Source organism: Pseudomonas japonica, assembly GCF_900188455.1.
In the GTDB taxonomy this organism is placed as follows: domain Bacteria; phylum Pseudomonadota; class Gammaproteobacteria; order Pseudomonadales; family Pseudomonadaceae; genus Aquipseudomonas; species Aquipseudomonas japonica.
In genome coordinates, this window is record NZ_FZOL01000003.1 from 105918 (window position 1) to 130267 (window position 24350).

Annotated in this window: 36 protein-coding genes and 2 pseudogenes; 21 read left to right on the forward strand and 17 right to left on the reverse strand. The window is 60.3% G+C overall.

The features are described from left to right. Nucleotides 1-2: 2 nt before the first annotated feature. The 10 genes from CHB99_RS05195 to CHB99_RS05240 all read right to left on the reverse strand — a co-directional run bounded on the left by CHB99_RS05195 (nt 3) and on the right by CHB99_RS05240 (nt 5365). On the reverse strand, nt 3-1103 hold the full coding sequence (locus CHB99_RS05195; protein WP_042124978.1) for a coiled-coil domain-containing protein: 1101 nt from the start codon (nt 1101-1103) through the stop codon (nt 3-5). A 296-nt stretch (nt 1104-1399) separates the two neighbouring features. After that, on the reverse strand, nt 1400-1756 hold the full coding sequence (locus CHB99_RS30045) for a hypothetical protein (RefSeq protein WP_245655606.1): 357 nt from the start codon (nt 1754-1756) through the stop codon (nt 1400-1402). Then, the gene (locus tag CHB99_RS05205; RefSeq protein WP_042124980.1) at nt 1753-1974 is read right to left on the reverse strand and encodes a hypothetical protein; all 222 of its coding nucleotides are present in this window, start codon (nt 1972-1974) and stop codon (nt 1753-1755) included. Before CHB99_RS05205 ends, CHB99_RS30045 begins: the two co-directional genes overlap by 4 nt. Then, on the reverse strand, nt 1971-2162 hold the full coding sequence (locus tag CHB99_RS05210; protein ID WP_042124982.1) for a hypothetical protein: 192 nt from the start codon (nt 2160-2162) through the stop codon (nt 1971-1973). The genes CHB99_RS05205 and CHB99_RS05210 overlap by 4 nt, the downstream gene beginning before the upstream one ends. 2 nt (nt 2163-2164) lie before the next feature. Next, the gene (locus CHB99_RS05215) at nt 2165-2575 is read right to left on the reverse strand and encodes a hypothetical protein (RefSeq protein WP_052419434.1); all 411 of its coding nucleotides are present in this window, start codon (nt 2573-2575) and stop codon (nt 2165-2167) included. 512 nt (nt 2576-3087) lie between these two features. Next, on the reverse strand, nt 3088-3936 hold the full coding sequence (locus tag CHB99_RS05220; RefSeq protein ID WP_042124985.1) for a ParB/RepB/Spo0J family partition protein: 849 nt from the start codon (nt 3934-3936) through the stop codon (nt 3088-3090). Nucleotides 3937-4265: 329 nt separating this feature from the next. Further along, entirely contained in the window at nt 4266-4538 is a 273-nt protein-coding gene (locus tag CHB99_RS05225) for a hypothetical protein (RefSeq protein ID WP_042124987.1), read from the reverse strand. 244 nt (nt 4539-4782) lie between these two features. Continuing rightward, nucleotides 4783-4968 carry a hypothetical protein gene (locus tag CHB99_RS05230; RefSeq protein WP_042124989.1) on the reverse strand — a complete coding sequence of 62 codons (186 nt, stop codon included), beginning with the start codon at nt 4966-4968 and terminating at the stop codon, nt 4783-4785. Further along, the gene (locus CHB99_RS05235) at nt 4965-5150 is read right to left on the reverse strand and encodes a hypothetical protein (RefSeq protein ID WP_042124991.1); all 186 of its coding nucleotides are present in this window, start codon (nt 5148-5150) and stop codon (nt 4965-4967) included. Before CHB99_RS05235 ends, CHB99_RS05230 begins: the two co-directional genes overlap by 4 nt. After that, complete coding sequence (locus CHB99_RS05240) at nt 5147-5365, reverse strand: hypothetical protein (RefSeq protein WP_042124993.1); 219 nt, start codon at nt 5363-5365, stop codon at nt 5147-5149. The genes CHB99_RS05235 and CHB99_RS05240 overlap by 4 nt, the downstream gene beginning before the upstream one ends. Nucleotides 5366-5870: 505 nt before the next feature. On the opposite strand from CHB99_RS05240, the gene CHB99_RS05245 reads away from it, so the two are divergent. Continuing rightward, on the forward strand, nt 5871-6200 hold the full coding sequence (locus tag CHB99_RS05245; protein ID WP_042124995.1) for a DUF1654 domain-containing protein: 330 nt from the start codon (nt 5871-5873) through the stop codon (nt 6198-6200). Nucleotides 6201-6249: 49 nt separating this feature from the next. On the opposite strand, the gene CHB99_RS05250 is transcribed toward CHB99_RS05245, so the two are convergent. From CHB99_RS05250 to CHB99_RS05270, 5 genes and pseudogenes are all read right to left on the reverse strand, one after another. Next, nucleotides 6250-6828 (reverse strand): hypothetical protein, encoded by a 579-nt coding sequence (locus CHB99_RS05250; RefSeq protein WP_042125182.1) that lies wholly within the window; start codon nt 6826-6828, stop codon nt 6250-6252. A gap of 234 nt (nt 6829-7062) precedes the next feature. Next, a complete protein-coding gene (locus CHB99_RS05255) occupies nt 7063-7827 on the reverse strand; it encodes a DUF1828 domain-containing protein (protein WP_042124997.1) in 765 nt (254 codons plus the stop codon). Continuing rightward, the gene (locus CHB99_RS29410) at nt 7824-8348 is read right to left on the reverse strand and encodes a hypothetical protein (protein WP_141137243.1); all 525 of its coding nucleotides are present in this window, start codon (nt 8346-8348) and stop codon (nt 7824-7826) included. The genes CHB99_RS05255 and CHB99_RS29410 overlap by 4 nt, the downstream gene beginning before the upstream one ends. Nucleotides 8349-8423: 75 nt before the next feature. Next, nucleotides 8424-8662 (reverse strand): annotated as a pseudogene (locus CHB99_RS05265) (hypothetical protein). 2 nt (nt 8663-8664) lie between these two features. After that, on the reverse strand, nt 8665-9471 hold the full coding sequence (locus tag CHB99_RS05270) for a S24 family peptidase (RefSeq protein ID WP_042125183.1): 807 nt from the start codon (nt 9469-9471) through the stop codon (nt 8665-8667). 114 nt (nt 9472-9585) lie between these two features. On the opposite strand from CHB99_RS05270, the gene CHB99_RS05275 reads away from it, so the two are divergent. The 12 genes from CHB99_RS05275 to CHB99_RS05340 all read left to right on the forward strand — a co-directional run bounded on the left by CHB99_RS05275 (nt 9586) and on the right by CHB99_RS05340 (nt 16794). Then, a complete protein-coding gene (locus tag CHB99_RS05275) occupies nt 9586-9822 on the forward strand; it encodes a helix-turn-helix domain-containing protein (protein ID WP_042125001.1) in 237 nt (78 codons plus the stop codon). A gap of 29 nt (nt 9823-9851) precedes the next feature. After that, nucleotides 9852-10040, forward strand: a complete 189-nt coding sequence (locus tag CHB99_RS05280; RefSeq protein WP_042125003.1) for a hypothetical protein — start codon at nt 9852-9854, stop codon at nt 10038-10040. Nucleotides 10041-10452: 412 nt separating this feature from the next. After that, entirely contained in the window at nt 10453-11436 is a 984-nt protein-coding gene (locus CHB99_RS05290) for a hypothetical protein (RefSeq protein WP_042125007.1), read from the forward strand. Continuing rightward, nucleotides 11423-12220, forward strand: coding sequence for a hypothetical protein (locus tag CHB99_RS05295; protein WP_042125009.1), 798 nt, complete (start codon nt 11423-11425; stop codon nt 12218-12220). The genes CHB99_RS05290 and CHB99_RS05295 overlap by 14 nt, the downstream gene beginning before the upstream one ends. Beyond that, nucleotides 12217-12687 (forward strand): hypothetical protein, encoded by a 471-nt coding sequence (locus CHB99_RS05300; protein WP_042125011.1) that lies wholly within the window; start codon nt 12217-12219, stop codon nt 12685-12687. The genes CHB99_RS05295 and CHB99_RS05300 overlap by 4 nt, the downstream gene beginning before the upstream one ends. Beyond that, a complete protein-coding gene (locus CHB99_RS05305) occupies nt 12684-12917 on the forward strand; it encodes a hypothetical protein (protein ID WP_170946358.1) in 234 nt (77 codons plus the stop codon). The genes CHB99_RS05300 and CHB99_RS05305 overlap by 4 nt, the downstream gene beginning before the upstream one ends. A 240-nt stretch (nt 12918-13157) precedes the next feature. Beyond that, a complete protein-coding gene (locus CHB99_RS05315) occupies nt 13158-13628 on the forward strand; it encodes a hypothetical protein (RefSeq protein WP_042125013.1) in 471 nt (156 codons plus the stop codon). Next, nucleotides 13625-14203 (forward strand): recombination protein NinG, encoded by a 579-nt coding sequence (locus tag CHB99_RS05320; RefSeq protein WP_052419436.1) that lies wholly within the window; start codon nt 13625-13627, stop codon nt 14201-14203. The genes CHB99_RS05315 and CHB99_RS05320 overlap by 4 nt, the downstream gene beginning before the upstream one ends. Further along, nucleotides 14200-14886, forward strand: a complete 687-nt coding sequence (locus CHB99_RS05325; protein ID WP_042125016.1) for a phage-like protein — start codon at nt 14200-14202, stop codon at nt 14884-14886. Before CHB99_RS05320 ends, CHB99_RS05325 begins: the two co-directional genes overlap by 4 nt. 721 nt (nt 14887-15607) lie before the next feature. Next, entirely contained in the window at nt 15608-15979 is a 372-nt protein-coding gene (locus tag CHB99_RS05330) for a DUF3450 domain-containing protein (protein ID WP_042125019.1), read from the forward strand. After that, nucleotides 15979-16296, forward strand: a complete 318-nt coding sequence (locus CHB99_RS05335; RefSeq protein WP_042125021.1) for a YfgM family protein — start codon at nt 15979-15981, stop codon at nt 16294-16296. Before CHB99_RS05330 ends, CHB99_RS05335 begins: the two co-directional genes overlap by 1 nt. Before the next feature lie 63 nt (nt 16297-16359). Continuing rightward, complete coding sequence (locus CHB99_RS05340; protein ID WP_042125023.1) at nt 16360-16794, forward strand: proteasome subunit beta; 435 nt, start codon at nt 16360-16362, stop codon at nt 16792-16794. A gap of 3 nt (nt 16795-16797) precedes the next feature. Here the strand turns inward: CHB99_RS05340 and CHB99_RS05345 are convergent, their stop codons facing one another. After that, the gene (locus CHB99_RS05345; protein ID WP_042125025.1) at nt 16798-17346 is read right to left on the reverse strand and encodes a hypothetical protein; all 549 of its coding nucleotides are present in this window, start codon (nt 17344-17346) and stop codon (nt 16798-16800) included. Between the two features lie 131 nt (nt 17347-17477). Next, entirely contained in the window at nt 17478-17732 is a 255-nt protein-coding gene (locus CHB99_RS30050; RefSeq protein ID WP_084702722.1) for a Pathogenicity locus, read from the reverse strand. A 118-nt stretch (nt 17733-17850) separates the two neighbouring features. On the opposite strand from CHB99_RS30050, the gene CHB99_RS05355 reads away from it, so the two are divergent. The 8 genes and pseudogenes from CHB99_RS05355 (at nt 17851) to CHB99_RS05385 (ending at nt 24281) form a co-directional block, all read left to right on the forward strand. Then, entirely contained in the window at nt 17851-18483 is a 633-nt protein-coding gene (locus CHB99_RS05355) for a putative metallopeptidase (protein ID WP_042125027.1), read from the forward strand. Then, nucleotides 18483-19004, forward strand: a complete 522-nt coding sequence (locus CHB99_RS05360; RefSeq protein ID WP_042125030.1) for an NUMOD4 motif-containing HNH endonuclease — start codon at nt 18483-18485, stop codon at nt 19002-19004. Before CHB99_RS05355 ends, CHB99_RS05360 begins: the two co-directional genes overlap by 1 nt. Beyond that, nucleotides 19003-19083: pseudogene (locus tag CHB99_RS30510) on the forward strand (putative metallopeptidase); the annotation flags it as partial. The gene CHB99_RS05360 and the pseudogene CHB99_RS30510, both read left to right, overlap by 2 nt. Before the next feature lie 31 nt (nt 19084-19114). After that, the gene (locus CHB99_RS05365) at nt 19115-19591 is read left to right on the forward strand and encodes a DUF2280 domain-containing protein (RefSeq protein WP_042125032.1); all 477 of its coding nucleotides are present in this window, start codon (nt 19115-19117) and stop codon (nt 19589-19591) included. Beyond that, nucleotides 19566-20885 (forward strand): phage terminase large subunit family protein, encoded by a 1320-nt coding sequence (locus CHB99_RS05370; RefSeq protein ID WP_042125035.1) that lies wholly within the window; start codon nt 19566-19568, stop codon nt 20883-20885. Before CHB99_RS05365 ends, CHB99_RS05370 begins: the two co-directional genes overlap by 26 nt. A 2-nt stretch (nt 20886-20887) precedes the next feature. After that, nucleotides 20888-22267, forward strand: coding sequence for a DUF4055 domain-containing protein (locus CHB99_RS05375; RefSeq protein WP_042125037.1), 1380 nt, complete (start codon nt 20888-20890; stop codon nt 22265-22267). Next, nucleotides 22267-23343 carry a hypothetical protein gene (locus tag CHB99_RS05380; RefSeq protein WP_042125039.1) on the forward strand — a complete coding sequence of 359 codons (1077 nt, stop codon included), beginning with the start codon at nt 22267-22269 and terminating at the stop codon, nt 23341-23343. The genes CHB99_RS05375 and CHB99_RS05380 overlap by 1 nt, the downstream gene beginning before the upstream one ends. Before the next feature lie 146 nt (nt 23344-23489). Continuing rightward, nucleotides 23490-24281 carry a DUF6651 domain-containing protein gene (locus CHB99_RS05385; RefSeq protein WP_042125041.1) on the forward strand — a complete coding sequence of 264 codons (792 nt, stop codon included), beginning with the start codon at nt 23490-23492 and terminating at the stop codon, nt 24279-24281. The last annotated feature ends 69 nt before the right edge of the window (nt 24282-24350 follow it).

The window sequence follows — 24350 nt, forward strand, 5'->3', positions numbered from 1 at the left end:
CCTCAATACTGGATGGTGACGTTGGGGATTTTGCGCTGAGCGATCAGGGTGACCGCTTGCTTCGCGCAGGCCTCTGGCATGCCGCCCTCGATGAAGGCTTCCAGGGCGGTGCGATTGATGGCGCGGCGGTGCTCTTCATCGCGCTCACGGGCTTCTTGCTGGCTCAGGATCACTGCGGCAGCGGCATCAGCACGACGCCGTTCGTCCTGGCGGGCCTGTTCGGCGGCCTGCTCAGCTCGCCGGGCGGCAGCTACACGTTCTTCCTCGGCTTGACGGAGGGCGGCTTGACGGTCGATTTCCGCCTGTGCCGCGGCGCGCTCCGCTTGCTCAGCCTGCAGTTTCAGTTCCAGCTCGCGGCGGTCAGCGGCGGCCTTCGCTTCCTGTTCCCGGCGCTGAACGGCCTCCCGTTCGGCCTGGGCTTTCTGCTCAGCCTCAAGGCGAGCTTTTTCTGCGGCCTCGCGAGCAATACGCTCTTCGCGGTCTTTCTTCTCGCGGGCTTCAGCCTCGGCGCGCAGGCGGGCCAGTTCTGCCTGCTCGGCTTCGTACTGCTCACGCTTGGCCAGAGCTGAGCGGAGGGCGGTCAGGACCTTGTCCTTCTCGCGCGCTGCCTCCGACTCGAATTCCTCCCAGTGCTCGCCGATCTCCATACCTTCTGCTTCTGCGATCAGCCCTTTGATGTGCAGGGAGCCCAGTTCACTGAGGTCGTCCGCCAGTGACTTCAACCAGGTCAGGCGCTCGTTGTGCTTGTCGATCCTGGCGTCCTCAGCGGCCTGCCACTCGTTCAGCGGCCGGCGTACCTCTTCTTGCCAGGCATCCAGCGTATCGCGCATCCGCTTGCGTTCGGCGTCGATCTTCTTCGGGATTTCCTTGAGGTCGGCGACCAGTTCCTTGCCGACGTTGTCCAGCGCCGTCTTGGAACGAGCCACGCTGTAAGCGATCGAGGCGATGGCCTCGCGCCCCTTGCGGGTGCTGACGTCTGGCACGAAGGCGTCGAGTTCGGCGCGAATCTTTTGAAGGAACGGGTCCAGGCCATTGGCAGCCTGGAATACCTGGAGGGCCGTTTCTTTCGGCGGCACCTCGACGAGTTGGGTTTGTGCAGACATTGGAGTGCCTCGCGCCAGGGCGGCGCCTTCAGTTGGGGAAGTGGGGATTGGGGAATGCCAAGTCACGCCCGTGAAGTCAGGCGGGCAGCCCTGGCTGCCGGTGATATTTGCGCGCTCTTGCCGGCCTACGCTCCACTCAGGGTACGGTTATCGCCGAAGCGCCCGCCGTGCTCGGGTGTGTATTCAGGAAGTGATGTTGCCGGCCAGGGCGCTCAGGAGTAGCCAGCCGGTGCAGAAGGTCAGAGCGATGAATGAGCCGCGCCAGGTGGCGAATCGGCGGGCACGCTGGCGGTTGGTCATGGCGAGGGCCTCAGATGCTTGCGCACAAGCTCGTGCAAAGCCTTGCCGTCACGACTTATGCGTTGGCCGCGCAACTGCCATTTTCGAGTGCTTGGCCAGCAATCGATGACCTTGTTGCCGGGAAGCTTCAGCACAACGTGGTAGCCGTCATTGTGCTTCGAGTGCTGAACACCGGTATTGCTCAGCCAAGTTTCGAACCGGGCCATGTTCTCCAGCTTGCGGGCCTTCTTGTCGACCGAATCACCGCCACCGCAGGTGCGGCAGGTCCTGGTGTAGCCAACATCCTCGCCTATGTACTCGCAGCACATGGCGCAGTGGCTGCCGTCGGCGATGCTGTCCTCGAAGAAGCTCATGCCCTCACCTCATACCCGACTGTCCACTCGCCGCAGATGCAGGCTCGGCATTTCCAGGCTTGCGGGTTCTCGATGCTGGCCAGTTCGGCCTGCTGAATCGCGGCGGCGAAAGTTGCTCCCTTGAACAGCAGCAGAGCGCGACCTGCGGGCATGGCATGCGCTTCGGACAATTCTGCTACTTGCTCGTCGATGAGCGACTTCACAACTGGTGTAGTCATGCTGCCTCCTGGCGGGCGCTGACGGTCTTGTTGAGGCGCCCGCAGTGGTGGTCGAATTCGTCGATTGTGATCCGCCCGTCCTTCATCATTTCCACCAGTTGGCGCTGGATGGTGGCTTCGAACTCAGGCGGCGTCTGGGGATGGCTGAGCGCTTCGAGCTGTTGGTCGATCAGGATATGAGCACTCATGATCAGATATCCTCCGAGTCAGCGATCACCCCATCCTCTGCCAGAGGCTCAACGAGACGGTCTGCAATCTCGCGCAGAGCTTCGATAGCAGAAGGGCGCCCGAGGAGGTTCTCGGCAACTTCTCTCCCGTCGCGCGGACTGCAGAGGGCGGACCATACAAGCTGGCCCAGAGCTGAGGGCGATGCCCCGAAACCCTCAAGGCAACTCATCGCAAGCTCATCGAGCTGCTCGGCAAACTGCTCGAAAGTGACCTGCCTTGCAGGCTTGCCGCTGCGCTTGACCGTGACATCGCCACCCGCCAGCAGTCGGTCGGAGGCATGCTCGATCCACGCCTGAACAGCGTTGCCGTGGGCAGAATCATCATCCGGCTCGGCGTTGTCGTAGCGCCATTGTGCTGCTTGAAGTGCGCTCATGGCGTCCTCCAGTTGGTTGAGTGGCCGCATTGGTCAGGAGCCAGGCGCGGGTGACCAAACCCACCGTGAAAGGTGGCCTGGCGCCTGCCAATGCGGTCGAGTGAAGGGGGGGAATGCCCGCTGCTATATTCCAGTGAGTCGATCATCGATAAGGAGATCCAAATGAGCTGGGATGAGAGCAGGCGCAAAGCAACTTGCGCTCAATGCGGGCATCAGGGAGTCCAGATCGCCCGCTCGGACGATTGGGGAAGATCCGAAGACAGATGGGATGGCTTTGACACCGTGCCCGCCAATGACTACGAGTATCATCGCGGCCGATCCCAAGCCCATGTCCCGATCTGCAAATGCGGGAGCCGGAGCATCGAAATTGGCCCGGTGATATCCCCGTAACAGAAGGCCCGAAAACCTTGGGCCCGAGTGTCAAAGTTGCAGGCGCCCGGCACCACCCGGGATGTATCTGGCCTAGCCCTTATGGGCTCCGGATTCGCCTGCGTGACGGAGTAAGGTGCAATTCAATTGCGAGGTTGCGATCCAGCTGCAGCGATCGCATCCCTGAGGGCCTGCAACTGGCTGGCGGGGAGCTCGCCAACGAGCTCATGCGGAATCGCGTCAAGCAGGGCGCTCGCCGCTGTATGCACAGCTTCCAGTTTGGGTCGCGAGATTGACGGCCCGCGCATCGTGCCGGCGGTGACCTTCGTCTTGCCTTTGGCTTGGGCCCTCTCCAGTTCGGCGCCGAGCACCTTGCCGGCGTCTTCACCGTGAGCGCGCACAACCTGGGCAGCTGTCGTCGCGGAGACCTGCCCTGCTGCGACCAAGCTCTGCACGTCGGTGTTCGCATTACCGACGGTGACCACCTGCTCGACGTGCTGTCGGGTCTTGCCGACTTTCTTGGCGATCTGGTCGACAGTCCAGCCGAAGGCTTTGAGGCGCTTGTAGCCCTCGGCCAGTTCAAGCGGGGAGAGCTTTTCGTTCTCCTGGCTGGAGATGATCCGGGCCACTCGATCGGCATCGCTGCCTTCGAATGCGACAACCGGAATCCAGGCCTCCAGGATGTCTGGGTTGTCCTTGTTCGGCGTGCGCGGGAGGCGACCGGCCTTGTCCAGCTTGATCAGTGCGCGGCGCCGGCGGTGACCGTCGACTACCCATACGCCGCCCTCCGCCCGCGGGCGAACCTCCAGCGGGGGAATCTGGCCGCCGCCGGCGATGAACTCAGCCAGCAACGCGATGCTCTGCTTGAGTGCGGGACCTTCGGTGCGCAGGTTGAAGCCCGGCTCTTCATGAAGGTCTTCGAGCTGGACTTTCATGGCGTCCGCGCGCCGGACCTCGCCATCCTTGATCATTTGCTTGAACGATTTGGCCATGCAATTGTTTTCCGTTGAAGTGGCTGCATTGGTTGTGTGACCCAGTTCGCGGAGTCGAACCGCGTCAACCGGTGTAGCCCTCGCCGCTGATCAAGCGGCCTGACTGGGTCACACACCGATGCAGCCTGGCGATAGGAGCCAGGAGATCGGGCCAGTCTGTTCCTGGCAGTCAAGGGATAGGCGCCGGTTACGCTGTCCGGCTCCAGCGCTCTATGGGGCTTGCGCCACGGTCGAACTGGACGGTTTGGCAAATCACGACGCGGGCCAATTTCTGCAAGCTGGCCATGCTTCGCCGGCAGTTAACGACAGGCTGTCGCGGCGCTGGTTGTTCAGTCGTCCTTTTCCTGGACTAGCATCTTCTCGATGTCTGCCGGGTTCGGTTTTTTCCAGTTTTTGATCTGCCCCGTTTCCAGGTCGATGTTCAGGATCAGATAGTCGCCGTAGTGCTCGCCCGGGAAGAAACCGGGAACGTAGCCCTCGTAGCTGCCCACTTCTTCGCCCTGTGCGTCCTGCAGTCCTGCTGCAAATCTGTCGCGCACCTTGATGTGAAGGCGAAGCTCTGTCACGTCGACCTGAACCGTTTTCTGCTGATTGATCTGCATGCTGCATTCCTCGGTTGATTTCCCGTCTGGTCCTCAACCTCGAAGGCCAGCCGGTGAAATCAGTGAGAGGCGAATCTGCGGTTCCAGCGCTCGACCAATTTGAGAGCTCTCCCTCGCGACTTCACAAAACGAACTGGGCGTATCTCATTTTCCTGGGCGCAGGGCAGTGAACTGCATTCGGTGTCACTCCATGTCTTTGAGATGGCCCATCCCTTGCTCACACTGTGACCCTCGCAGTAGAGCTTCATGCCGTGAACAACTCTTGCTGCTGGGGTGTCGGATTCAGGAAAGCCACCAGTTGGTTCGTGGACCACTCCGTGACGTCGGTCCAGTCGGGATGCAGAACCTTGAGCACGGTCGGGTGTAGCCACCTGCCTTGCTGCTTGTCGGGGCTGATGCAGAACTTGAAGCCCTGGTCCCGCAGGTTCATGCCGCCTCCTTGCAGTCAGATGCGGTCATGCGCTGACCGTCTTCCAGCTCGACCACGCACACGCCATTGCGGTAGCCGCGCTCCGTGTTGAGCCGGTTCGCCTCGCGGATGCAGGCAGCCAAGTCGCTGTCGGTGAACACCTGCAGCTCGCCGCGCAGGGTGATGCGAATGACCCTGTTCATGCTGCCTCCAGAGCCTGCTGGGCCAGCAGCTCAGTAACAGCCTCGGCCGGCGTGCAGCCGTCGGCGTAGAGGTCATGCAGGTCGCTTTCTTCTCGCGAGCCCAGGCCTACCTGATTGCCAAGCAGCGCGGACGCCTTGTCGATCCAGCGGTAGTAGGTGCGCTCTTCAGCGTCTGCGCGGCATTCATCAGCCGCCATGGTTGCCATGTTGAACATCGTGAATCCCTCCGTTTGATTTCCCTGATACCCCTCGGGAGAAGGGCACCAAGTGAAATCGTCCGCACCTGCTTACCAGGTCATTCGCTCAGTTCGGTCAACACCTCGTCCGCCGTCGCAGTGGTCTGCGCGTTGGCAGGCTTTCGGGCCTGTCGGGTCGCTGGTCGCCGGTAGAGGCAAGTGCGGTTTTGTTCATCGGTTTACTGACCTCCCACCGATGGAGCCGGGAGTGACCTAACCGGTTGGTCCGGGTAGTCGGGCATGGCGCTGGCTGTTAAAGAGCGGCGGCCGGTGAGGGCCTCCCGAGGGGCTGTGTAGTGCCTCGGCGAAGTGAAATTTAGCCCCAAGCTAAAATATCGTCAATAGCTCAAAGCTAAATTATTTTCGCTGAGCGACAAAGTGCTGCCCGCTGCCACATCCACGCTGGCCCCTTTACGTTCGATTTAGCAGTCAGCTATGATTCGCCAATACCTGTGCGAATATACAGTAGTGGGGGGGTAGGAGCATGGCAGCAGTACTTCAGGAAATTTCGCTCCCGGTGCGCGAGGAGCTGTCAGGGATCGAACGGTTAGGCCTGCGTGTATCGGCGATGATTAACTCGCCGATAGCGCAGTTGGGGAGGAGGGTGCTGATTCACCGCCTGGACACGGACAGCGACCAGGACTGGGAGGCGATCATGGAACTGCTATCCGAAACGGACGGCCTGGATATGACGTTCTGCGATGACGGATCGGTGATCCTGCAGTGGGAGAGGGCAGAAGATTGTGATCAAGCAGTAAGTCGGGGAGAGGATGAGGGGGACGACAATCCGAATAACGACAATGCGCCCTTCTGATGGGATCAAATGCCCGCGCAAGGCGGGCTAGGATTTCTCGGAGGAGCCGTTAAAGCTTGGACGCATTGTTCTTGGTTTTTTCAGCCGCGGCGCGAGAAGCCGCTTCTGCTGCCGGCTTGTTGAGTACCGTCGCGCTGAAAGTATTTATGTCGGTCGAAAATCGCTGAAGCGTGATGCTGACGCGAGCTCCATCCCATACCAGGGTATCGTTCACAAAAGATGCCCCAGCCTTCGTTTTCACCGCAGGTGCGGTGCGCGATGTGGGCTTGCCGTACTTCTCAGTAAAAAGCTCGGCGGCCTTTTCAAAATCTTCGGTGTTACCTGTGAGCAGGAAATACTCCACCTGGGGGCCGCTCAGCCCGGCAGAAAGGTGATAGTTATACCGAAGGCCAATCGAAGGCTTTCCCTCAATCATGTAGAGATTGCCGTAGGGCTTTTCTCGGCAAAGCTGTGCTTGCTGGAAGCCAATCACGCCCGGCGCGCACTGAGGTAGAGCCATGATGCTGCTGCTTTCGAAGGTCAGGCCAAGGAAGCTCGAGGGCTCTTGGGTCCAGACCTTGGCCGTTGGCTTCGCGGCGAAGGCCGAGCTTGAAGAAATAACGAGTGCAAAGATGACGGCAGATTTCATAGAAGACGTCCCTGTGAATTGAGCCGCCATCCTACCACTCTGGCCATCCGCCATCCGCCATCCGCCATCCGCCATCCGCCATCACGCACCCAAAGAAAAGCCCGTACTGCTACGCGGGCTAAAGGGAATTCGGATGAGCCTTGACTGTGCAGGGTAGGGCGTGAAAAAGCGTGAAGGTATGAAAAAGCCCGCCGAGGCGGGCTATGACGTTTCAGCGTATTTGCGTGGCAGGCCTCACGCCGCTTGAAGTGCGTCGTATAGGTGCTGATTGTTTCCGTCGTAGACAACAATGGAAGCCGACTCGGCCAGAGCAACCATAGCTTGCTGAGTGGACTGCTCCTCGCCTCGCTCCAGAATGATCGTGCGCTTAGTTCTGTCGCGGGAGTTTTTTAGGTCCCCCATTTTCCCGACAGCCCCATAGATGCTTGCCCAGTTCGGTTTCCCGGAGGATCCAGCCGCGATGGTCTGAATTACCATCTGATCCGGCCTGCCGATGTTGATAACGAAGGGGAAGGTCAGTTGGTGACCGCTGGCCCCGCTGAGCACGAAATCTCGTCGCAGGCTCTCCTTATACCTTCTTGCCAGGATCGACCCTACCTTGCGTTGAAATTTTGGGACATGGATAACCAGCATATCGTCACACGCATCTCCGATCCGGGATGCCGCCTCGATAAATCTGGCGATCTGGAAGCCCGCTTCATCCTGGGAGCAAACGGTATGCAGCTCCCCATTCTCGGAAAAGGACATTCCACTTAGCTTGGCAATCTCACCGAATTTTCTGGAGCGCCTCTGGTCCGGCGCTATGCCGTGCGTCATGGCCGTGAAGAGGATGTCAGAGTTATCAGTGATCCGGACCAGGCCGCGACCGATATCTTGAACAAACGCACCAATTGCCGCGCCATCAAATGCCAGGGTCAGAGGGGACTGAATGTATGTCAGGCCATCGCTGATATGGCGGCATTGAAAGCCAAGCTGCCTGCTGATGTCTGCGCAATTCATAGGAGATCCATTTGCCCGCTGTTTTCTTGCGGTCCTCGATTAGGGAGATTGAAGGGTGGTGCGCCCTCAATGTTGGCACGCTCTAGGAAGATGCGCCACAGAGCCTCAATGTGAACCCGATCGATGGGCTCTGCATAGCCAGACGAGCTTTCAGGAACAGGGGTATGAAGGTGCGGGTGGTCTGCCAGCTTCTGGAAATGCGGCATGCCCCGGCCAACAGCATTCACATGCGTGGTGGGCCCGTTTTCATCCAGGGCAAGAACCCTTGCCCCTCCGGACACCAGGGTCATGCTGACTTTGTCAGGAACTCCAGGCAAATCGCTGAACTTGTGGAACAAGTCAATGAAAAGCCCCTCTTGCACTACACCTTTACAGGAAACTGGCACGCGGCATTTATGGGCAATAGGGAACCCGTTGCCGCCCGTGCCAACCCATAAAATGGTGGTAGCTCCAGCCCATGCTTTTTCCAGAGAAATCGCCGACATAGCATCGACGTATGGAATTTTTCCGGCTTTCGCCATCCCCTGCTCCCTGCCACTAGGGTGTTGTAGTTATTGGTCGACGCCATGTCAGATGGCGTGGCCGATGGAGCGGCGCTAATTGGCCTTCTGTCGTGCAATCTTTCCTGCTTTCACCTCATCCCCATACCCACCAGCCGATCCTCCCCAGCCTGCATCACCTGGCAGATCCTGATCACTGCCTGGGCGTCGGTCGAATTTCCCGCCTCGCTCAGGCTAACCGCAATCCGCATCAGCTCGACGGCTGACCACTTGAGGTCGGAGACCAGTCCTTCGAGGTCGCGGCGGAGGTCTTGGTTGGGCTTGGTTAGGGTCATGGTTACACCGGCTGGCCATTCCACACGTAAAGCACTCGAGCGAGAATGTGGGTATCGTCCACGCGAATCTCCTCGGGGTCGTGATGCTTGTTGTCCGAGATCATCTTGAAGCGATCCCGGCCTTTCTTCTGCAGGCGCTTCACGTACAGCATTTCGTCGTGGGAGAAGAGGTAGATGCCATCCCCAGTGAATTCACGGATCGTGATGTCGACGAGCAAAGGATCACGGTCCTTGATGGTCGGAGCCATCGACTGACCCCATCCGGTGATCATTTTCAGGTGGAAGTGCTCTTTGAACTTCACACCCATCTCGCGCAAATGCGTAGGGCTGACCCGAATGTCCTGGAGCATCTCGGGATAGTCGTGGGGGATCTGCCCGCCACCCATCGCGGCTCGAACGTCGTAGTGGGCAATCCACACCTCATCCCCGACCACGCCTGGACGTGAAAAGTCGGCGGTGATGACGTTCGACTTGGGTTCTTCTGCCGCGGCGAGCAGTCGCTGGCGCGTTTCTTCAGAAATCCCTTTGCCACTCTTCGCAAGCATCTGCTTCACCAGGTCAGATGCTGAGGCCGGGGCAGAGTCAACCTCTGGCGCCTCATCCGGCATTGAGTCGAACCAGCCGCGCGGCAAACCCTCGAGCCCCTCTATGCGCCTAGCAACATCATCGCCCAGGTTCTTGGCCGTCTTGTCGGAAAGGATCTGGCTCAAGTGCGCAGCCGACATCTCCCAGCGCTCGGCACAGGCCCCTTTTCTCTGGCTGCCAATCAGCTTTACCAGGTTGTGCTTGCGAATCTCGTAGATATCCATGCGGCGAAGAATGCCAGTGTTTAGCTGGCTGCTAAATGTGCGCAAAGCTAAATTTTCCCTTGCTTGAGTATTAGCCGTAAGCTAAATTTCGCTTTATGTGTAAGGAGAACCCTCATGAATGATCACCTCCGTGATTGGTTGGGCGGGGCCACGAACGAGCGGCGTCAGCAGGTAGCTGGTGCTGCGAACACAACCGTTGGCCACCTATGGCAGCTCGCAGGTGGTCACCGGAAGGCTTCTGCCGAACTTGCTGAACGACTGCAGGACGCCTCTGGTGGCGAAATCACCATCGCCGGCCTGCGCCCCGATCTCATCCCATTCGCACGAAAAGCGCTCAAGGGCGCTGCGTAATTCTTTTCTCTGGAAGGAGCCATCCCAGCATGTACGCCAACCCCAAGCACCTGCACGACCGGGAAATCAAGGTCCGGGTCGACGAGGACACGTTCAACCTGATCCAGGCGCTGGCTGCGTTTCATCGAACCCAGCGTGCAGTGCTTTGCCGCGAGCTGCTCGAGGCGCAGCTGGCCGCGTTGGCTTCGGAGAATACCGACGATAAGAGCGTGGCCTGAAGGCCCGGAGGAGGGCCCATGCCTACTGAACAGGTCGGCCTGGACCAGGAACTGATGGAGCAGCTGGTGCGCGAGGCGGAGCGTCGGGGGATGACGCCTTCCGCACTCGCTGCAGATTTGATCCGTCGTGAGCTGGCTAGCCGAACAAAACCGCGGAATCCCCGTGGCTCTGTTGCACCTTTCCATCGCCGGGCCTGAGCAGGCCCTGATAAGCCCGAGTAGCGGGCACTCGAAGCCGCCCATGGAGGCGGCTCTTCACATCAGCGTTACGGGGGAAATCATGCATACCCGTGCACCCGTTTTTTACTCGTCCCTTCGTGTGTTGGCGCCGCCAGCCGGGAAGGGCTGACATGCAGCACACCCTTCGCACCAACAGGATGGCCAGCCTTCGTCAGCATCTGCGGGTGACCGTATGACGCTCGAGGAACTGCTGGATCGTCCCATTGCATTCCAGCGCTCGTTTGTATCGCTCGGCGTAGGCATCACCGGGGCCCTGATGCTGTCCCAGGCGATCTACTGGTCGAACCGTACCGACGACGCTGATGGCTGGTTCTACAAGACCATGGAGGACTGGGAAGTGGAGACCGGAATGACCCGTTCCGAGCAGGAGAGCGCGCGCAAGAAACTCGTCAAATGCGGCGTCTTGGAGGAGATGAAAAAGGGCGTGCCGTGCAGGCTCTATTTCCGCGTGAATCTGGGCTCCATCGCAGCAAACTTGAATGTGGAAATCCCGCAATCCAGCAAGCGGAAATCCCGCAAGCCAGTTTGCAGGAATCCTGCAAACAAGAGTGCAGGAAAGCAGCAGGCAAGCCCGCGGAAAACCCGCCAGCAAGCTCGCGGAAATCCTGCAAACCTTACAGAGAATACAACAGAGACTACTGCAGAGATTACGGCAGAGACTACAGCAGGTTCTTTGCAGGACGCTCCGGCTGCGCCGCAGCAACCTGCCGTGCTGGCGGTCGTTTCGGTCGAGACGCCGCGGTGCGAAATCCCTGCCGACATGCCGGGCCCGAAAGACCCCACCTGCAAGACCTACAAGTCCTGGGCGAACTACGCGATGGCCTACCGCAAGCGCTACGACGCCTGGCCGGTGTGGAACGCTCGGGTCGCCGGGCAGATGGGCCAGCTCGTTGACCGCCTCGGCGCCGACTTCGCCCACCACGTCGCCGCGTTCTTCGTCGGGATCAACGACTCGAAGCTCATCAATGGCTGCCACAACCTGGGCGACCTGTTGTTCAAGTGCGAGGCCTACCACACCCAGTGGAGGACCAACCGCCAGATGAACTCGACGACCGCTCGCCAGTTGGAGCAGACGCAAGCGAACCTGAACGCCGGCCTGGAGGCTGCGCAGCGGATCATGGATCGCGCCGGAGGTCAGTCGAATGAATTCCTCTAACCGCATGGCGCCCGACCAGATCGCCCGCCTGGCTCTGGCCATCTGCGCAACCGCCGAGGCTTTGGGACAAGCCGTCACTCCGACGGCAGCCGAAGTCATGGCCGATGACCTGGCGGACTTCGCGCCGGATGTCGTCGCCGCAGCGCTCAAGTCCTGCCGCCGGGAACTGACTGCCCGGCTGACCATGGGGGCGATCCTGCAGCGCATCCAGGCGGCTGACGGCCGCCCTGGGAAGGACGAGGCCTGGTCCATCGCGCTCTCCGCGAGCGACGAGTTCGAAACTGTGGTTCTCACTCCGGAGATCCGTCAGGCCATGGCCGCTTCGAACCCGATCCTTCGGGCCGGCGACAAGGTTGGAGCACGCATGGCGTTCATGAGCTCCTACGAGCGCTTGGTCACCTTCGCACGATCCGAGGCCAAGCCGGTGGAGTGGGAGGTCTCTCTGGGCTGCGACCCCCTTCGGCGAGTCACCGCGATTGAGGGCGCAGTCCGCTCGCAGCTGATCAGCCACGAAACCGGAGCCCAGTACCTGGCCGACCTCCGATTGGAGCCGATCACCAGCGAAGGGCAGGCCATTGCCGGCCTGCTCACCGGCGAGGTACGCCCGCAAGTATCGCCTGAACTCCGCGCAAAGCTGGACCAGGTCCGTTCGATTCTGTCGGCAAGCAAGATCCAGAAGGAGCACGCCCGTCGCAAGGAGGCCCAGCGCCACCGCGTCGGGATCTATCTGCGCAAGCGTGAAGCACGAGCTGCGATCGCCAACTATCTCGGGAGCGCTCAATGAAGCCACTGATCACTTTGCAAATGCAGCCTTGCCCAACGAGCTGTGTATCCACCTGCATGGCGATGATCGTCGAGCGGCCGACGGCCGATCTGATCAAAGAATTCCACCAGGCGTACCGGGATGGCGACATCACGTTGCGCAACATGTTGGATTTCCTGGGCGTCGGTTACACAGCGTTCTACAGCGTCGACTGCCCACCACTGGCTGATGAGGGCGTGTACCTGTGCACTGCGCCGTCTCTGAACATCCAGGCTGGGAATCACCAGATCCTGATTGAGGTGACGGATGACGGCTATTTCGTCTTCGACCCGGTGCGGGGGCGCGAAGATCGCATGTTCTACGTCGCCCGGGGTAAGGGCGAAGGTGACCCGCTTGCAGTTGACCTCGGCGGATTCGTGGTCGACGCCTTCGTCTCACGCTGCCAGGTGCTCGCCGCTCGTAGTGGCCAGCCGGCGGAGGTCGCATGAAGACCGTGATGACCCTCGACAAGGGCAGGCTTCAGCCCCTGCTGTGGTCGGTCGTGGCCGCCTGGCGCACCGGTGACAGTGATCAGCAGCGCCACACCGACGCACTGGACGAGTTCCTGGGTGACATCACGGTCGAGGAGGTTGCTCTCGGACTGCTGGAAGAGATTCGCCAACTGAGCGCCCAGGTGCGTGTCGCGGAACAGCATCTGCAGGAGGTGGCTCATGGTTGATCTCAACTCACTCTCGCCACAGGCGCGCTCCGCTGCAATGCGTGGCGGCGTGGATGGTTGGGGGCAATGGGGGAACGGTATCCAGCACATCCGCTACATGGAACCGAAGCCAGCCAAGGCTCGGCGCCACTGCCATTGCGGCTGCAAGCGTCGGGCTACCCATTACGGCTGTGCGAATGGCGTCACACTCATCAGCGGGTGTGAGCTTCGCATCCGACGTTGGGTAAGGGAGGGCAGGTGATGGCTGAGAGGATCAGCGTCAACAGCCAGGCCAAGCTGACGGAGGCCGTCACGCTGCTCACGCAGCTCTTCCGCGAGAAGAAGTTCGTGGTAGTCAGCATGCGCCCGGGGAAGGACCGCACCCTGGATCAGAATGCATTGTGGTTTTCGATGTACGAGCGGATCGCCAAATCGACCGAAATGGGCGACGTCGAGGATGTCCGCCGGTACTGCAAGCTACACCACGGCGTCCCGATCATGCGCTCGGCCAGCGCCGAGTTTCGTGAAGGCTACAACCTGGCGCTGCTGCACCTGCCCTACGAGATCAAGCTCCGCTGGATGGGGGCTTGTGCCATGTTCGGCCCTGACGGTTTCCCGGTGACCCGGCTGCTCACCCGGGAGCAGGGCTGCATGTACACCGACCGCATCGCCGTCGAGTTCACGGCCAAGGGCGTGTTCTTCGGGGATCTGCTGGGGGAGGCTGCCGCGTGAGGACGCCTCTCAAGGAAGTGAAGCGGAAAACGTGCAAGTCCTGCGGCGAGAAGTTCACGCCGAGCTTCAACAGCACGCAGGTGGTCTGCAGCCCCAAGTGCGCCCTGGATCATGCGCCGGCGAACCAGGAGAAGGCGCGTAAGGCGATCGCCCAGCGAGAGCGCCGCGCTGTCCAGGTCCGCAAGCAGAAACTCAAGAGCCGCGCCGACTACGTGCGTGAAGTCCAGACGGTGTTCAACCAGTGGGTTCGCCTGCGTGATGCGGACTTGCCATGCATCAGCTGCGGCCGTCACCACCAGGGCCAGTACCACGCCGGACACTACCGCACCGTAGGCGCGAACCCGGAGCTCCGCTTCGAGCCGCTCAACGTCCACAAGCAGTGCGCGCCCTGCAACAACCACAAGTCCGGCGACATCGTGAATTACCGGATCAACCTGGTACGCCGGATCGGCGCCGAGGCAATCGCGTTTCTTGAAGGGCCTCATGAGGCCCGCCGCTACACAATCGAAGATTTGAAGGCCCTGAAGGCCGAGTACAAAGCCAAGATCAAGGAATTGAAAGGGGAAGCAGCATGATCTACACCAGCGTATCTGGAGCAGTGGTTGCCGCCCTGGCGGCGGGAGAGAAAGGGGCCGCAAAAGGCCAGGCCTGGCAGAAACTCTATAACCCGAACGAAGAGGAGGGCGGGTGTCTGGTCTCCCTGTCGTCAGTCGGTGGAGAGCTGGATAGGACACAGGTGGACTACTGGGTGGCCGCCAGGCTTCATCACCTGCTGATCCCCCGGCACTGGGATGCGCTTGTGGCCAAGTACAGCACCAGTAAGGCGATGAAGGTCAAGGCGATCGCCGCGGTGAGGCCGCTGATCCCTAGTCCCGCCAAGCCACTGTTCGTATTCAAGGCGGTCACCGCCTGGGCTATTCCGAAGCTTCCAGGCGCTGGTCGAAAGGGAGCTAAGGCGGTGTCGGTGGATATTCCGCTGGATACTCCAGCATGGCGCCGAGAGGCCCTTATCAGGGCTGCTGTCGCTGCTGGGGTTGCCGACAAGAAGCGGGTCGAGGCCGTGGAGGAGGATGTGATTATCCTGCCCGATAGTTTCTACGACATGAACACCTGGGATCTCGACGCGGCACCTGAGTCGACCCGGCGCCGCTGGCGGGCGGATATCAACGAAAGACTGAACGAACTGGTGGCCGAAGCCCTGGCGGAGGCTCAGCGCATTCTGGAGGCGGAAGGACTGATGCTGAACCACGCGGCGTGATTGCCTGTTGACATCAGTGAGCGACTGAGCGAAATTATACCCATCCTGTCATTCCTGCGCGTTTAGGATTGGCAACAAAGCCCGGCCAATGTGTCGGGCTTTTTTATTTGTGGCTTATTGCTATCGCTGCCGGTGTCAATTTATTGTTCTTCTTTCCGTCCAATAATTTGACGAGGTAAGAAGTAATGTTTTCCGAATTAGCTGGCTCGGTTCAACTCCTGTGGCAGTCCCTAACAACTGGAGTTCTGTCGGTTGTGCTGGTGTGCATAGTCTTCTATCTGGGGCGTAATTCACGGTACGGTTCGACTTGGCATTACGTCGCCACACCTGTGTTGATGGCTTTCTTGATGTTTGTTCCTCACGGGTGGAACGCGGCTTTTGGGGCTGACTCTAGTGACTTTCAAAGCCTCTTGGAGGCCCGAAAAATGCTACCTGCCGCCTCATTGTTAGAGGCTGATTTCTGGGGCGTTCTCGCAGGCTCTGCGATTGGTGTGGTTGCGTCCTTTTACTTGCCCGCCCGCAACCGTTGGTAACCCGTGCTGCTGAGTGCTCGCCAGTTGCGGTATTTGTTCATAGCTACCGTTGAAGACCCTATGGAACCGTGGGGCGCAGTCATTGTGGCGACTGGAGAAAAGTGCCGCGATAGCGATCTGAAAGGGTCGTAGACTCAATCTATCCCAAGCCTCGGCAGCCGCTGGGGCTTTTCATTTTGGAGTTTTGGATGGATCCGACCGACCTCGGCCCAGGCACAGCCACCTGGCTGGGTGGTACGGGCACCGTCCTGCTGGGCGGCTTCCTATGGCTCCGCAAGTTCCTGTCGAAGGATGCAGCGGACCGAGCCATGGATACCGCCGACATCGGCACAGTCCGCCGTCTGAATGAACTGCTCGACTCCGAGCGCGAGGCCCGCAAGCTGGCTGAGGCCCGCGCCGATCAGTTCGCGAAAGAGCGCAATGACCTGGCCGCAACCGTCGGCCGGCTCGAAGGCAAGATCGAGGCCCTGACCAGCCAAGTCGGCCAGCTTACAGATCGCGTCACCGCCCAGAGCGAGGAGATCGCCCGCCTGCGCGGAAAGCTGGGAGGTGCGTCCTGATGGACAGATGCGCAATTGAGTTCATCGCCCGCCGCTGGTGGCGTCGGGTGGAGGTCTGGATGATCGCCGGCCTGCTCATCGCCGGCGGAGCGGTCCTCGGCTGGCAGTCGGCCTATTGGTCCATGGCCAGCACTCAGGCCCACCAGGTTGATGAGATCCGCAAGGCCTATGACGTCGCCATGGAAGAGCGTGACCGACGGCTCGAAGAGCTGACCCGCCGCACGGAGAACGCCGCAGCAACTGCATCTGATGCGGCGACCACAGCAACCCAAGCGGCAGATAGGGCTGATGAGGCCCTGAACAGGGTTTCGCCGTAAGCGCGCCACATTTTCCCGATGCGCCATGTCGTGGCGCGCTCACCAGATCAGCTGAGTTCCGTCATGACCACTATCGCCTACAAGGACGGCATCATCGCCTACGACTCCCAAATCACCCGGGGCGACGTGATCACCTACGACGACTACGAGAAGTGCCTGGAGCGTGATGGGGTGAAGTTCATCTGCTCCGGCGCGGTTCCGGACTTCGCCAGGCTGGTCGACGCTTACTTCGGCGGCACGCCAGAGGGAAGCATCGACGTAACAGCCATGGTCTTGGATGGCGAGCAGCTCATGATGGTTGCGGTGGATGACAACACCGGCCTATGGAAGTCGCCAATCATGCTCGACCGTCCATACGCCATTGGCAGCGGCACGCCTTACGCATTCGCTGCGATGGATATGGGCGCATCCGCCGAGAAGGCCGTCGAGATGGCTGCAAAGCGCGATACCAGCACTGGCGGAAAGATCAGAACGCTGAGGGTTGCCTCGGCGCAGTAGCATTCAGAACAACGCATAGCTAAACGCGGTGCCAGGAATTGCAGCGACTTTGGTGCGTGATTCGTAGTAAAACTGCCCTGAGTTCGTCAGTTTCGATTCGATGAGCTCGGCCGCGTCTGTACTGTCGTCAGTTTGGAAAATTCCGAGCGCCCAAAACGAGCGAAGATCCAGTTCAGACTTCCTGACTTTGGCAACCTTCGCTAGATCCGCAACCATATTCGATATGCAATTGCCCTGCTGAAGGTGCTGCTTGATTTCCAAGGCAACGTATCGATCAAGCACCCAGTGCTTTTTTCGAATGATGAAGTCAGGCTTGAAAAAGTAGCGCTGCTTTTCCATGCGGTAATCGAACTCAAGCGATTGCTCGCGATGCCACTCAGGTTCGGAGCTGTGCTCCGCCAAGAACCTGGCAAATTCGATTTGAAACCAGATTTCCCAGCCCGTGATTTCTTGGTCGGTAATCACATTAAATGCGGACTGAAGGCTGTCTCTGTTGAAGAGCTCGTGGAGCAGCTCGCTCATGTACTCGAAGTCTGGTTTCGGCTTGATCATATTTTTTCCTATGGCAATTCCAGCTGAGCGCTGGCGCAGCGGCGTACTGTTGCCGGTAATCGGCCACTATTGCAAGACTGGACGGACCTCATGACAACTAAGCAACCCGACTGGGAGGCGATCGAGCGAGCCTACCGGGCCGGGGTGCTTTTAGTTGAGCCTTTTGCAAGATCGACAGCTGCTGTAATTGCTGCTCGGGCTTGAGGGCTGTTCTTCCAGCAGGTTGAACCTAGTGCGGCTGATGCTTGACCCAAAATGTCGCTGACATCCGATTTACCTAGCTCAGCCAGCGATTCGATTCCCATCTGCTCTAGCCTAGTAATGACGGTTGGGCCTATGCCTTTGAGAGCGAGCAAAGCGGTTCTTTCATCCGGTGAGAACGGCATCATAAATTCCTTTTCGTGCAATGAGTCCGCAGAAGTGTGCCCGACGCTAGAGGGTGCCTCAATAGACCGGCGTCATCGTTTTCAGTGTCAGCAATGCAGCGAATCCAGGGGGGAGCGTGTGAACAGACCACTTCCCCCGGTGCCACTACTTGAGGTGTCCGAGTTATCCGACTTTGGTATTCGCCTGACTCCGGCTCCCGAGGTATGGGACTGGCTCCAAGCCGAGATCCTCGCTGACACCGGCAGCATTCACAACCAAGACCATGCGCACCTGATCGACGCCAGCATAGGCGTGCTCTGGGCATCCTCAGGATTCGCCAAGCAGGGCCGGGTTGTTTTGGGCCAGGCTGAGCAGGTCATGTTCCGCGCTGGAGGCTGGCAGAAAGCTCGCCAAGAGCAACAGATGCGGGAGTGGTTCGGCGAGGAGCCGGATTACCTGATCACGCTGGCCGCTGACTACTGCGCAGAATGCACTGATGCAGAGTTCTGCGCCCTGGTCGAGCACGAGCTCTACCACATAGCCCAGGCGACCGATCAGTACGGCGCGCCCAAGTTCACCCAGGACGGCATGCCCAAGCTTGAGATGCGCGGCCATGACGTCAGCGAGTTCGTTGCGATTGTCCAGCGCTATGGCGTGGGGCATCCCGAGGGCGACCTGGCTCGCATGGTTGAGGCTGCCAAATCCCCGCCATCCATCAGCCGAGCGTCTATCGCCAATGCATGTGGCACATGCCTGTTGAGGTCTGCGTAATGCTTGAACAATGGAAAACGATCGCGGATTACCCCGACTACGCCATCAGCAACCTTGGCCGGGTGAAAAGATTGACCTCGCGTACCTGTGCCAAGGCCGGGTCAATCCTCAAGACCCCGGGCAGAAGCAAGTCCAGGCCTTACTTGAGCGTTGATCTCTGCTTCCTGGGAGGTAAGAGCACAGAACTGGTTCATCGGCTTGTGGCAATTGCTTTCCTTGGCGAGCCGCCATTCCCAGGCGCTGAGGTCAATCACATCGACGGCAACAAAGGCAATGCGTCCGTTACCAACCTGGAATGGATCACCTCATCTGCGAACCAGCAGCATGCATACGCCGCTGGATTGCAGTGTGCGAAGGGTGAGTCGAACGGACAGGCAAAGCTGCGCGAAGTCGAAGTGCTCGAAATGCGTAGCCTGCATGCCTCTGGATCAGCCAGCGTTGAATGCCTGGCTGACCGATACGGGGTACATAAGCGAACTGCGCTCGATGTCGTGAACAGGAAGTCCTGGGCGCACATCTGACGCTGCAAGCCGGCCGCCTGAAGTGGCCAAGATCAACATATCGAGGGCCTGCGGAACCTGTCTGCTCAAGTCTGCCTGACCCCTGACAGACCCAAGACGGATGGAAACCTATGGCGGCCCTGAGCAACGAGGTGAAAGCCTTCATCGTTCAGGCCCTGGCCTGCTTCGATACCCCCTCGCAAGTAGCGGCAGCTGTCCGAGAAGAATTCGGCATTGAGGTAACCCGGCAGAAGTGTGAGGCGCACGACCCTACCAAGCGCGCCGGGCGAGACCTGGCCAAACGCTGGGTAACCCTGTTCGAAGACACCCGTAAGCGCTTCCGGGAAGAGACCGCAGACATCCCGATCGCTAACCGTGCATTTAGATTGCGTGCACTGGGGCGCATGGCTGAGAAGGCCGAGGCCATAAAGAACATGGCCTTGAGCGCCCAACTTCTGGAACAGGCCGCCAAGGAGTGCGGCGACATGTACGTCAACCGCAAGATCGAACCCGACAAACCCCTGGGCTCCCAGGCGGATCAGCAGCACGCCGTTGCTGAGTACACGCTGGAGCCAGATGAGAATGTCCCGACTACCCCGTACCTATGAGGCTCCGGTCAAGCTGACGCCGAAGCAGGCGAACATCTACTGCTGGGGCTTTCAGCCCGTGGCGCGCTTCCGCGATGCGGTCTGCGGGCGACGGTTCGGCAAGACATTCCTCGGCAAGGCTGAAATGCGCCGTGCTGCAAGGCTGGCGGCGGAGTGGGGCGTCAGTGTCGAGGACGAGATCTGGTATGCAGCCCCGACGCAGAAACAAGCCCGCCGGGTGTTCTGGCGGCGACTGAAACAGGCCATTCCTCGTGAGTGGCGGGAATGCAAGCCGAACGAGTCGGACATGCTGATCACGCTCAAGAGCGGTCACCTGATACGCTGCGTGGGCTTGGAGAACTACGACGACTTGCGCGGATCCGGTCTGTTCTTTGTCCTGGTGGATGAATGGGCCGACTGCAAGTGGGCGGCCTGGGAGGAAGTCCTGCGTCCGATGTTGTCGACGTGTGAGTACGTCGTGCCAGGCATCGGCAAGTGCAAGGGCGGTCACGCTTTGCGTATTGGCACCCCGAAGGGCTTCAACCACTGCTACGACACGTACCGCGACGGGCAGACTGACGGAGAGCCGGATCACAAGAGCTGGCTGTACACCTCGCTCCAGGGCGGCAACGTCCCGGCCGAAGAGCTGGACGCGGCGCGCCGCAAGATGGATCCGCGCACCTTCCGGCAGGAGTACGAAGCCAGCTTCGAGAACTATGCCGGCGTCGTGTACTACACGTTCAGTCGCACCGAGAGCCGCACCAGCGAGCGCATCAAGCCAGGCGAAACCCTACACATCGGCATGGACTTCAACGTCATGAAGATGGCGGCAGTCGTCTATGTGGTTCGGGACGGTTTGCCGCTGGCACTGGATGAATTCCACTCGGTGCGTGACACGCCCGAGATGATCGAGAAGATCAGGGCCCGCTTCCCAGGTCACAGCATCGCCGTCTACCCGGACGCCAGTGGTCAGAACACCAGCAGCAAGAACGCGAGCGAGTCGGACCTATCGCTGCTGATGAAGGCCGGATTTACAGTGGTGGTCGATTCCACGAACCCCAGCGTGAAAGATCGTGTGAACTCGCTCAATGCGGTACTGCTGAATACCTACGGCGAGCGCCGGCTGAAGGTCAACATCGACCAGTGCCCACAGCTGACGCTCTGTCTCGAGCGGCAGACTTACGACAAGCATGGCGACCCGGACAAGGACCCGAAGAAGGGCCATGACCACATGAACGACGCCGCCGGCTATTTCATCGCCAAGCGCTTCCCGATCAACGTGGCAGTGACCACGAGCCAATCCCTGAGAATGTGACCATGAGCAGCAACCCGAGCACCACATTGCCCGCGGTCGACGCGATGCGCGCCTACTGGGAGGTGATCTCGCCGCTCATGGGCGGCACCATGGCAATGCGGGCGGCAGGCAAAAGCCTGCTGCCGCAGTACCCCGCTGAGGACGACCAGTCCTACAAGGAGCGCCTGCGGCTTTCCACGCTGCTGCCGGCGTACTCGGAAACGGTAGGCAACATGACCTCCCGGGTGTTCGCAGAGCCGTTGCAGGTCGGCGACGATGTGCCCGAAGACATCGTGACGATGACCAAGGACATCGATTGCGCCGGCAATGATCTGAACTCCTGGTCCGTGACGTTCTTCAGCGAGGGGATGAGTCACGGCCTGTGCCATGCCTTCGTTGATCACCAGCGAGCTGATGACCTGAAAACCAAGGCCGACGAGAAGGCTGCCGGGGTCCGCCCCTATGTGGTCCTGGTGAAGCCTGAGCAGGTCTTGGGCTGGCGGTCCAAGGACGGTGTCCTCACAATGATGCGCTACCGAGAGGTGGTCGAGGAGGAGGATGGCGAGTTCGGCGCGAAGTGCGTCGAGCAAATCCGCGTGATGGAGCCTGGGGCTTGGCGTATTTACCGCCGGGAAGACAAAGGCGGCGAGTTCACCCTCCACGACGAGGGTGTCACCAGCCTGAAGCGGATCCCGTGGGTCACGTTCTACACCGGTCGCACCGGATTCATGACCGCGAAGCCTCCGCTGCTGGAGTTGGCTCATCTGAACGTCAAGCACTGGCAGAGCCAGAGCGACCAGGACAACATCCTCCACGTAATCCGCGTTCCGATCCTGGTGCGCGTGGGCGTGCAGATGCAGTTCACCGATCAGGGCGTGCCGGTGCCGCCTGAGTTCAAGGTGGGCACCGGCTCGCTGACTGACCTGCCCGCCAACGGCGACCTCAAGTACGTCGAGCATACCGGCCAAGCCGTTGAGGCGGGGCGCTCAGCGCTGAAGGACCTCATCGACGAGATGCGGATGGCGGGTGCCAAGCTGCTCACACCTGACAAGTCCGCGACCAAGACTGCGACCCAGGCAGAGGAAGAGGCTGCGCAAGAGCTATCGCCGCTGGCCCGCACGGCTCACCACTTCGCCGACTGCTTGGCCCAGTTGCTGCAGTTCATGGCCGACTACCGCTCTCTAGGCGAAGGCGGCTCGGTTGAGATGCGCGGCAACTTCGATGTCGACTACATGCCAGAGGTCTCGCTGCCGACTCTGGTCTCCACGGCCAATGCCGGGATGATCTCCAAAGAAACGCTGTTCACCGAGATGCAGCGCCGCGGCGTGATCAGCGACGAATACGACTGGGAGGATGAGAAGGCGAAGATTGAGGCTCAGGGCCCAGCCCTCGGTGTGCTGTGATGAAGACGGCCAACGAGAAGCTGCTGAACGAGCTGATCGGTCACGAGGTCGACGTGTCCAGGCTGAGTAATAGCCAGGTCGTGGCGATCATCAAGATTTTGAACAGCGCCGATGCCGATCTCCGCGCGGCTCTGATTGAGGCCATCGACAACCTGGGCACTGACTTGTCGGCTGCAGCAGTCGATATCGCGCTCTCAGCGGCGCTCCGGATCAACCGGCAGACCTTCGTCGAGATCCGCCTGGCCATGGACCAGGTAACCGATGGGTTGATCAGTTACGAGCTGGCGTTTCAGCAGGGGGCGCTACGTGCTGTGCTGCCGGCGCTGGTGCAGGAGGCATACCCCGTGGTCTCCCCAGCGTTCAGCGCAGTGAAGGCCATCACCCAGGCCAGACCGTTCCAGGGGCGATTGCTCAGTGAGTGGATGGCAGGTCTTGAGTCCAGCCGTGCTGCTGCGGTTCGTGATGCCGTCCGTTCCGGGGTGGTCGAGGGACGCACCACCGCCGAGATCGTGAAGACTGTCATGGGCAGCCGAGCAGAGCGTTACGCCGACGGCGCACTCCAGAAGTCTCGACGCGACGTTGAAGCGGTGGTGCGATCTGCGATATCCCATACCGCCGAAACGGCCAGCGACGCGGCCTACGAAGCGAACAGCGACATCATCAGTCATGTCGAGTGGCTCAGTACCCTGGACAACCACACATCCCCGACATGCCGGATCCGGGATCGTCTGCCGTACACGCTCGGCACCTACAAACCCATCGGTCACCAGGTCCCATGGCTGGCCGGCCCGGGGCGGATTCACTTCTGTTGCCGCTCCAGCAAGGTGCCGGTGCTCAAGAGTGCCAAGGCGCTCGGCTTCAGTGACGGCGCCACGCGGGCAAGCATGGACGGCCAAGTGCCGGAGTCGATGACTTATGCCGAGTGGCTCGGCAAACAGTCGGCAGCGCGGCAGGACGAAATACTCGGCCCGGAACGTGCTCGTCTGATGCGCGAGGGCGGGCTCAAGCTGAGTGCGTTCTACAACGACAAGGGCAAGTTCCTGACACTCGACCAACTGCGTGAGCGACTGAAGTAGCCGCGCCACGAAACAGACCGCCGCGCTTTTGTGGCGCGGAATCTCGACGCCTCGCCACGTGCGGGGCTTTTTTATGCCCGCGGTTCGGATGAGCGGGGCGCAACAGGGCCGGATGGCCTGCCATGGGCGGATGCCCGGAGACCGATATGAAACTGAAACTCGACGACCAAGGCCATGCAGTGCTTCAAGACGGCAAGCCTGTCTACATCTACGACGACGGCAAAGAGTTGCCTTTCGATGCGGCCGGAACCGCCGGGACCATCTCCCGCCTGAACGGCGAGGCCAAGTCCCACCGCGAGCGTGCCGAAGCTGCCGAGGGCAAGCTGAAGCTGTTCGATGGGATCGAGGATGGTGAAGCGGCCCGTAAGGCGCTGGAGACCATCAAGAACATCGACGAAGGCAAGCTCATCGCCGCCGGCAAGGTCGAAGAGATCAAGCTCGCCGCTCAGAAGGCCGCTCAGGACCAGGTGGCTGCTGCCAGCAAGACGCACACCGAAGAGCTCGCCAAGGCTCAGCAAGGCCTGGCCCAGCGCGACCAGACCATCCACAACCTGCTGATCGGCGGCTCGTTCAAGGGCTCGAAGCTGATCAGCGAGAAGTTCGCCATCCCCGCCGACATGGTCGAATCCCACTTCGGTAAGGCCTTCAAGGTCGAGGAAGGCAAGGTCGTGGCCTACGGCGACGACGGCAACAAGATCTTCTCCAGGGTTCGCGCCGGTGAGCTCGCAGACTTCGACGAGGCGCTGGAAACCCTCGTCGAGCGCTATCCCCATAAGGACTACATCCTGAAGAGCTCGGGAGCCAACGGTGGCGGCGCCCCGAACGGCGGTGGCGGTGGCAGCGGTGGCAAGAAGTCGGTAACCCGCCAGCAATTCGACCAGCTGAGCCCGGCCGAGAAGTCCTCCTTCGTAAGCACGGGCGGCACCGTCACCGAGTGACGGCCGGACAACAATCTCTGCCGCACCCCTGGACAGGGGGCGGCGCTTGGGTCGGATGACCCGCATTCA

Excerpts from the sequence above, each read along its gene's own strand:
- CHB99_RS05195 (WP_042124978.1), bottom strand. The coding sequence starts at position 1,103 with ATGTCTGCACAAACCCAACTCGTCGAGGTGCCGCCGAAAGAAACGGCC.
- CHB99_RS30045 (WP_245655606.1), bottom strand. The coding sequence starts at position 1,756 with ATGAGCTTCTTCGAGGACAGCATCGCCGACGGCAGCCACTGCGCCATG.
- CHB99_RS05205 (WP_042124980.1), bottom strand. The coding sequence starts at position 1,974 with ATGACTACACCAGTTGTGAAGTCGCTCATCGACGAGCAAGTAGCAGAA.
- CHB99_RS05210 (WP_042124982.1), bottom strand. The coding sequence starts at position 2,162 with ATGAGTGCTCATATCCTGATCGACCAACAGCTCGAAGCGCTCAGCCAT.
- CHB99_RS05215 (WP_052419434.1), bottom strand. The coding sequence starts at position 2,575 with ATGAGCGCACTTCAAGCAGCACAATGGCGCTACGACAACGCCGAGCCG.
- CHB99_RS05220 (WP_042124985.1), bottom strand. The coding sequence starts at position 3,936 with ATGGCCAAATCGTTCAAGCAAATGATCAAGGATGGCGAGGTCCGGCGC.
- CHB99_RS05225 (WP_042124987.1), bottom strand. The coding sequence starts at position 4,538 with ATGCAGATCAATCAGCAGAAAACGGTTCAGGTCGACGTGACAGAGCTT.
- CHB99_RS05230 (WP_042124989.1), bottom strand. The coding sequence starts at position 4,968 with ATGAACCTGCGGGACCAGGGCTTCAAGTTCTGCATCAGCCCCGACAAG.
- CHB99_RS05235 (WP_042124991.1), bottom strand. The coding sequence starts at position 5,150 with ATGAACAGGGTCATTCGCATCACCCTGCGCGGCGAGCTGCAGGTGTTC.
- CHB99_RS05240 (WP_042124993.1), bottom strand. The coding sequence starts at position 5,365 with ATGTTCAACATGGCAACCATGGCGGCTGATGAATGCCGCGCAGACGCT.
- CHB99_RS05245 (WP_042124995.1), top strand. The coding sequence starts at position 5,871 with ATGGCAGCAGTACTTCAGGAAATTTCGCTCCCGGTGCGCGAGGAGCTG.
- CHB99_RS05250 (WP_042125182.1), bottom strand. The coding sequence starts at position 6,828 with ATGAAATCTGCCGTCATCTTTGCACTCGTTATTTCTTCAAGCTCGGCC.
- CHB99_RS05255 (WP_042124997.1), bottom strand. The coding sequence starts at position 7,827 with ATGAATTGCGCAGACATCAGCAGGCAGCTTGGCTTTCAATGCCGCCAT.
- CHB99_RS29410 (WP_141137243.1), bottom strand. The coding sequence starts at position 8,348 with ATGGCGAAAGCCGGAAAAATTCCATACGTCGATGCTATGTCGGCGATT.
- CHB99_RS05270 (WP_042125183.1), bottom strand. The coding sequence starts at position 9,471 with ATGGATATCTACGAGATTCGCAAGCACAACCTGGTAAAGCTGATTGGC.
- CHB99_RS05275 (WP_042125001.1), top strand. The coding sequence starts at position 9,586 with ATGAATGATCACCTCCGTGATTGGTTGGGCGGGGCCACGAACGAGCGG.
- CHB99_RS05280 (WP_042125003.1), top strand. The coding sequence starts at position 9,852 with ATGTACGCCAACCCCAAGCACCTGCACGACCGGGAAATCAAGGTCCGG.
- CHB99_RS05290 (WP_042125007.1), top strand. The coding sequence starts at position 10,453 with ATGACGCTCGAGGAACTGCTGGATCGTCCCATTGCATTCCAGCGCTCG.
- CHB99_RS05295 (WP_042125009.1), top strand. The coding sequence starts at position 11,423 with ATGAATTCCTCTAACCGCATGGCGCCCGACCAGATCGCCCGCCTGGCT.
- CHB99_RS05300 (WP_042125011.1), top strand. The coding sequence starts at position 12,217 with ATGAAGCCACTGATCACTTTGCAAATGCAGCCTTGCCCAACGAGCTGT.
- CHB99_RS05305 (WP_170946358.1), top strand. The coding sequence starts at position 12,684 with ATGAAGACCGTGATGACCCTCGACAAGGGCAGGCTTCAGCCCCTGCTG.
- CHB99_RS05315 (WP_042125013.1), top strand. The coding sequence starts at position 13,158 with ATGGCTGAGAGGATCAGCGTCAACAGCCAGGCCAAGCTGACGGAGGCC.
- CHB99_RS05325 (WP_042125016.1), top strand. The coding sequence starts at position 14,200 with ATGATCTACACCAGCGTATCTGGAGCAGTGGTTGCCGCCCTGGCGGCG.
- CHB99_RS05330 (WP_042125019.1), top strand. The coding sequence starts at position 15,608 with ATGGATCCGACCGACCTCGGCCCAGGCACAGCCACCTGGCTGGGTGGT.
- CHB99_RS05335 (WP_042125021.1), top strand. The coding sequence starts at position 15,979 with ATGGACAGATGCGCAATTGAGTTCATCGCCCGCCGCTGGTGGCGTCGG.
- CHB99_RS05340 (WP_042125023.1), top strand. The coding sequence starts at position 16,360 with ATGACCACTATCGCCTACAAGGACGGCATCATCGCCTACGACTCCCAA.
- CHB99_RS05345 (WP_042125025.1), bottom strand. The coding sequence starts at position 17,346 with ATGATCAAGCCGAAACCAGACTTCGAGTACATGAGCGAGCTGCTCCAC.
- CHB99_RS30050 (WP_084702722.1), bottom strand. The coding sequence starts at position 17,732 with ATGCCGTTCTCACCGGATGAAAGAACCGCTTTGCTCGCTCTCAAAGGC.
- CHB99_RS05360 (WP_042125030.1), top strand. The coding sequence starts at position 18,483 with ATGCTTGAACAATGGAAAACGATCGCGGATTACCCCGACTACGCCATC.
- CHB99_RS05365 (WP_042125032.1), top strand. The coding sequence starts at position 19,115 with ATGGCGGCCCTGAGCAACGAGGTGAAAGCCTTCATCGTTCAGGCCCTG.
- CHB99_RS05370 (WP_042125035.1), top strand. The coding sequence starts at position 19,566 with ATGTCCCGACTACCCCGTACCTATGAGGCTCCGGTCAAGCTGACGCCG.
- CHB99_RS05375 (WP_042125037.1), top strand. The coding sequence starts at position 20,888 with ATGAGCAGCAACCCGAGCACCACATTGCCCGCGGTCGACGCGATGCGC.
- CHB99_RS05380 (WP_042125039.1), top strand. The coding sequence starts at position 22,267 with ATGAAGACGGCCAACGAGAAGCTGCTGAACGAGCTGATCGGTCACGAG.
- CHB99_RS05385 (WP_042125041.1), top strand. The coding sequence starts at position 23,490 with ATGAAACTGAAACTCGACGACCAAGGCCATGCAGTGCTTCAAGACGGC.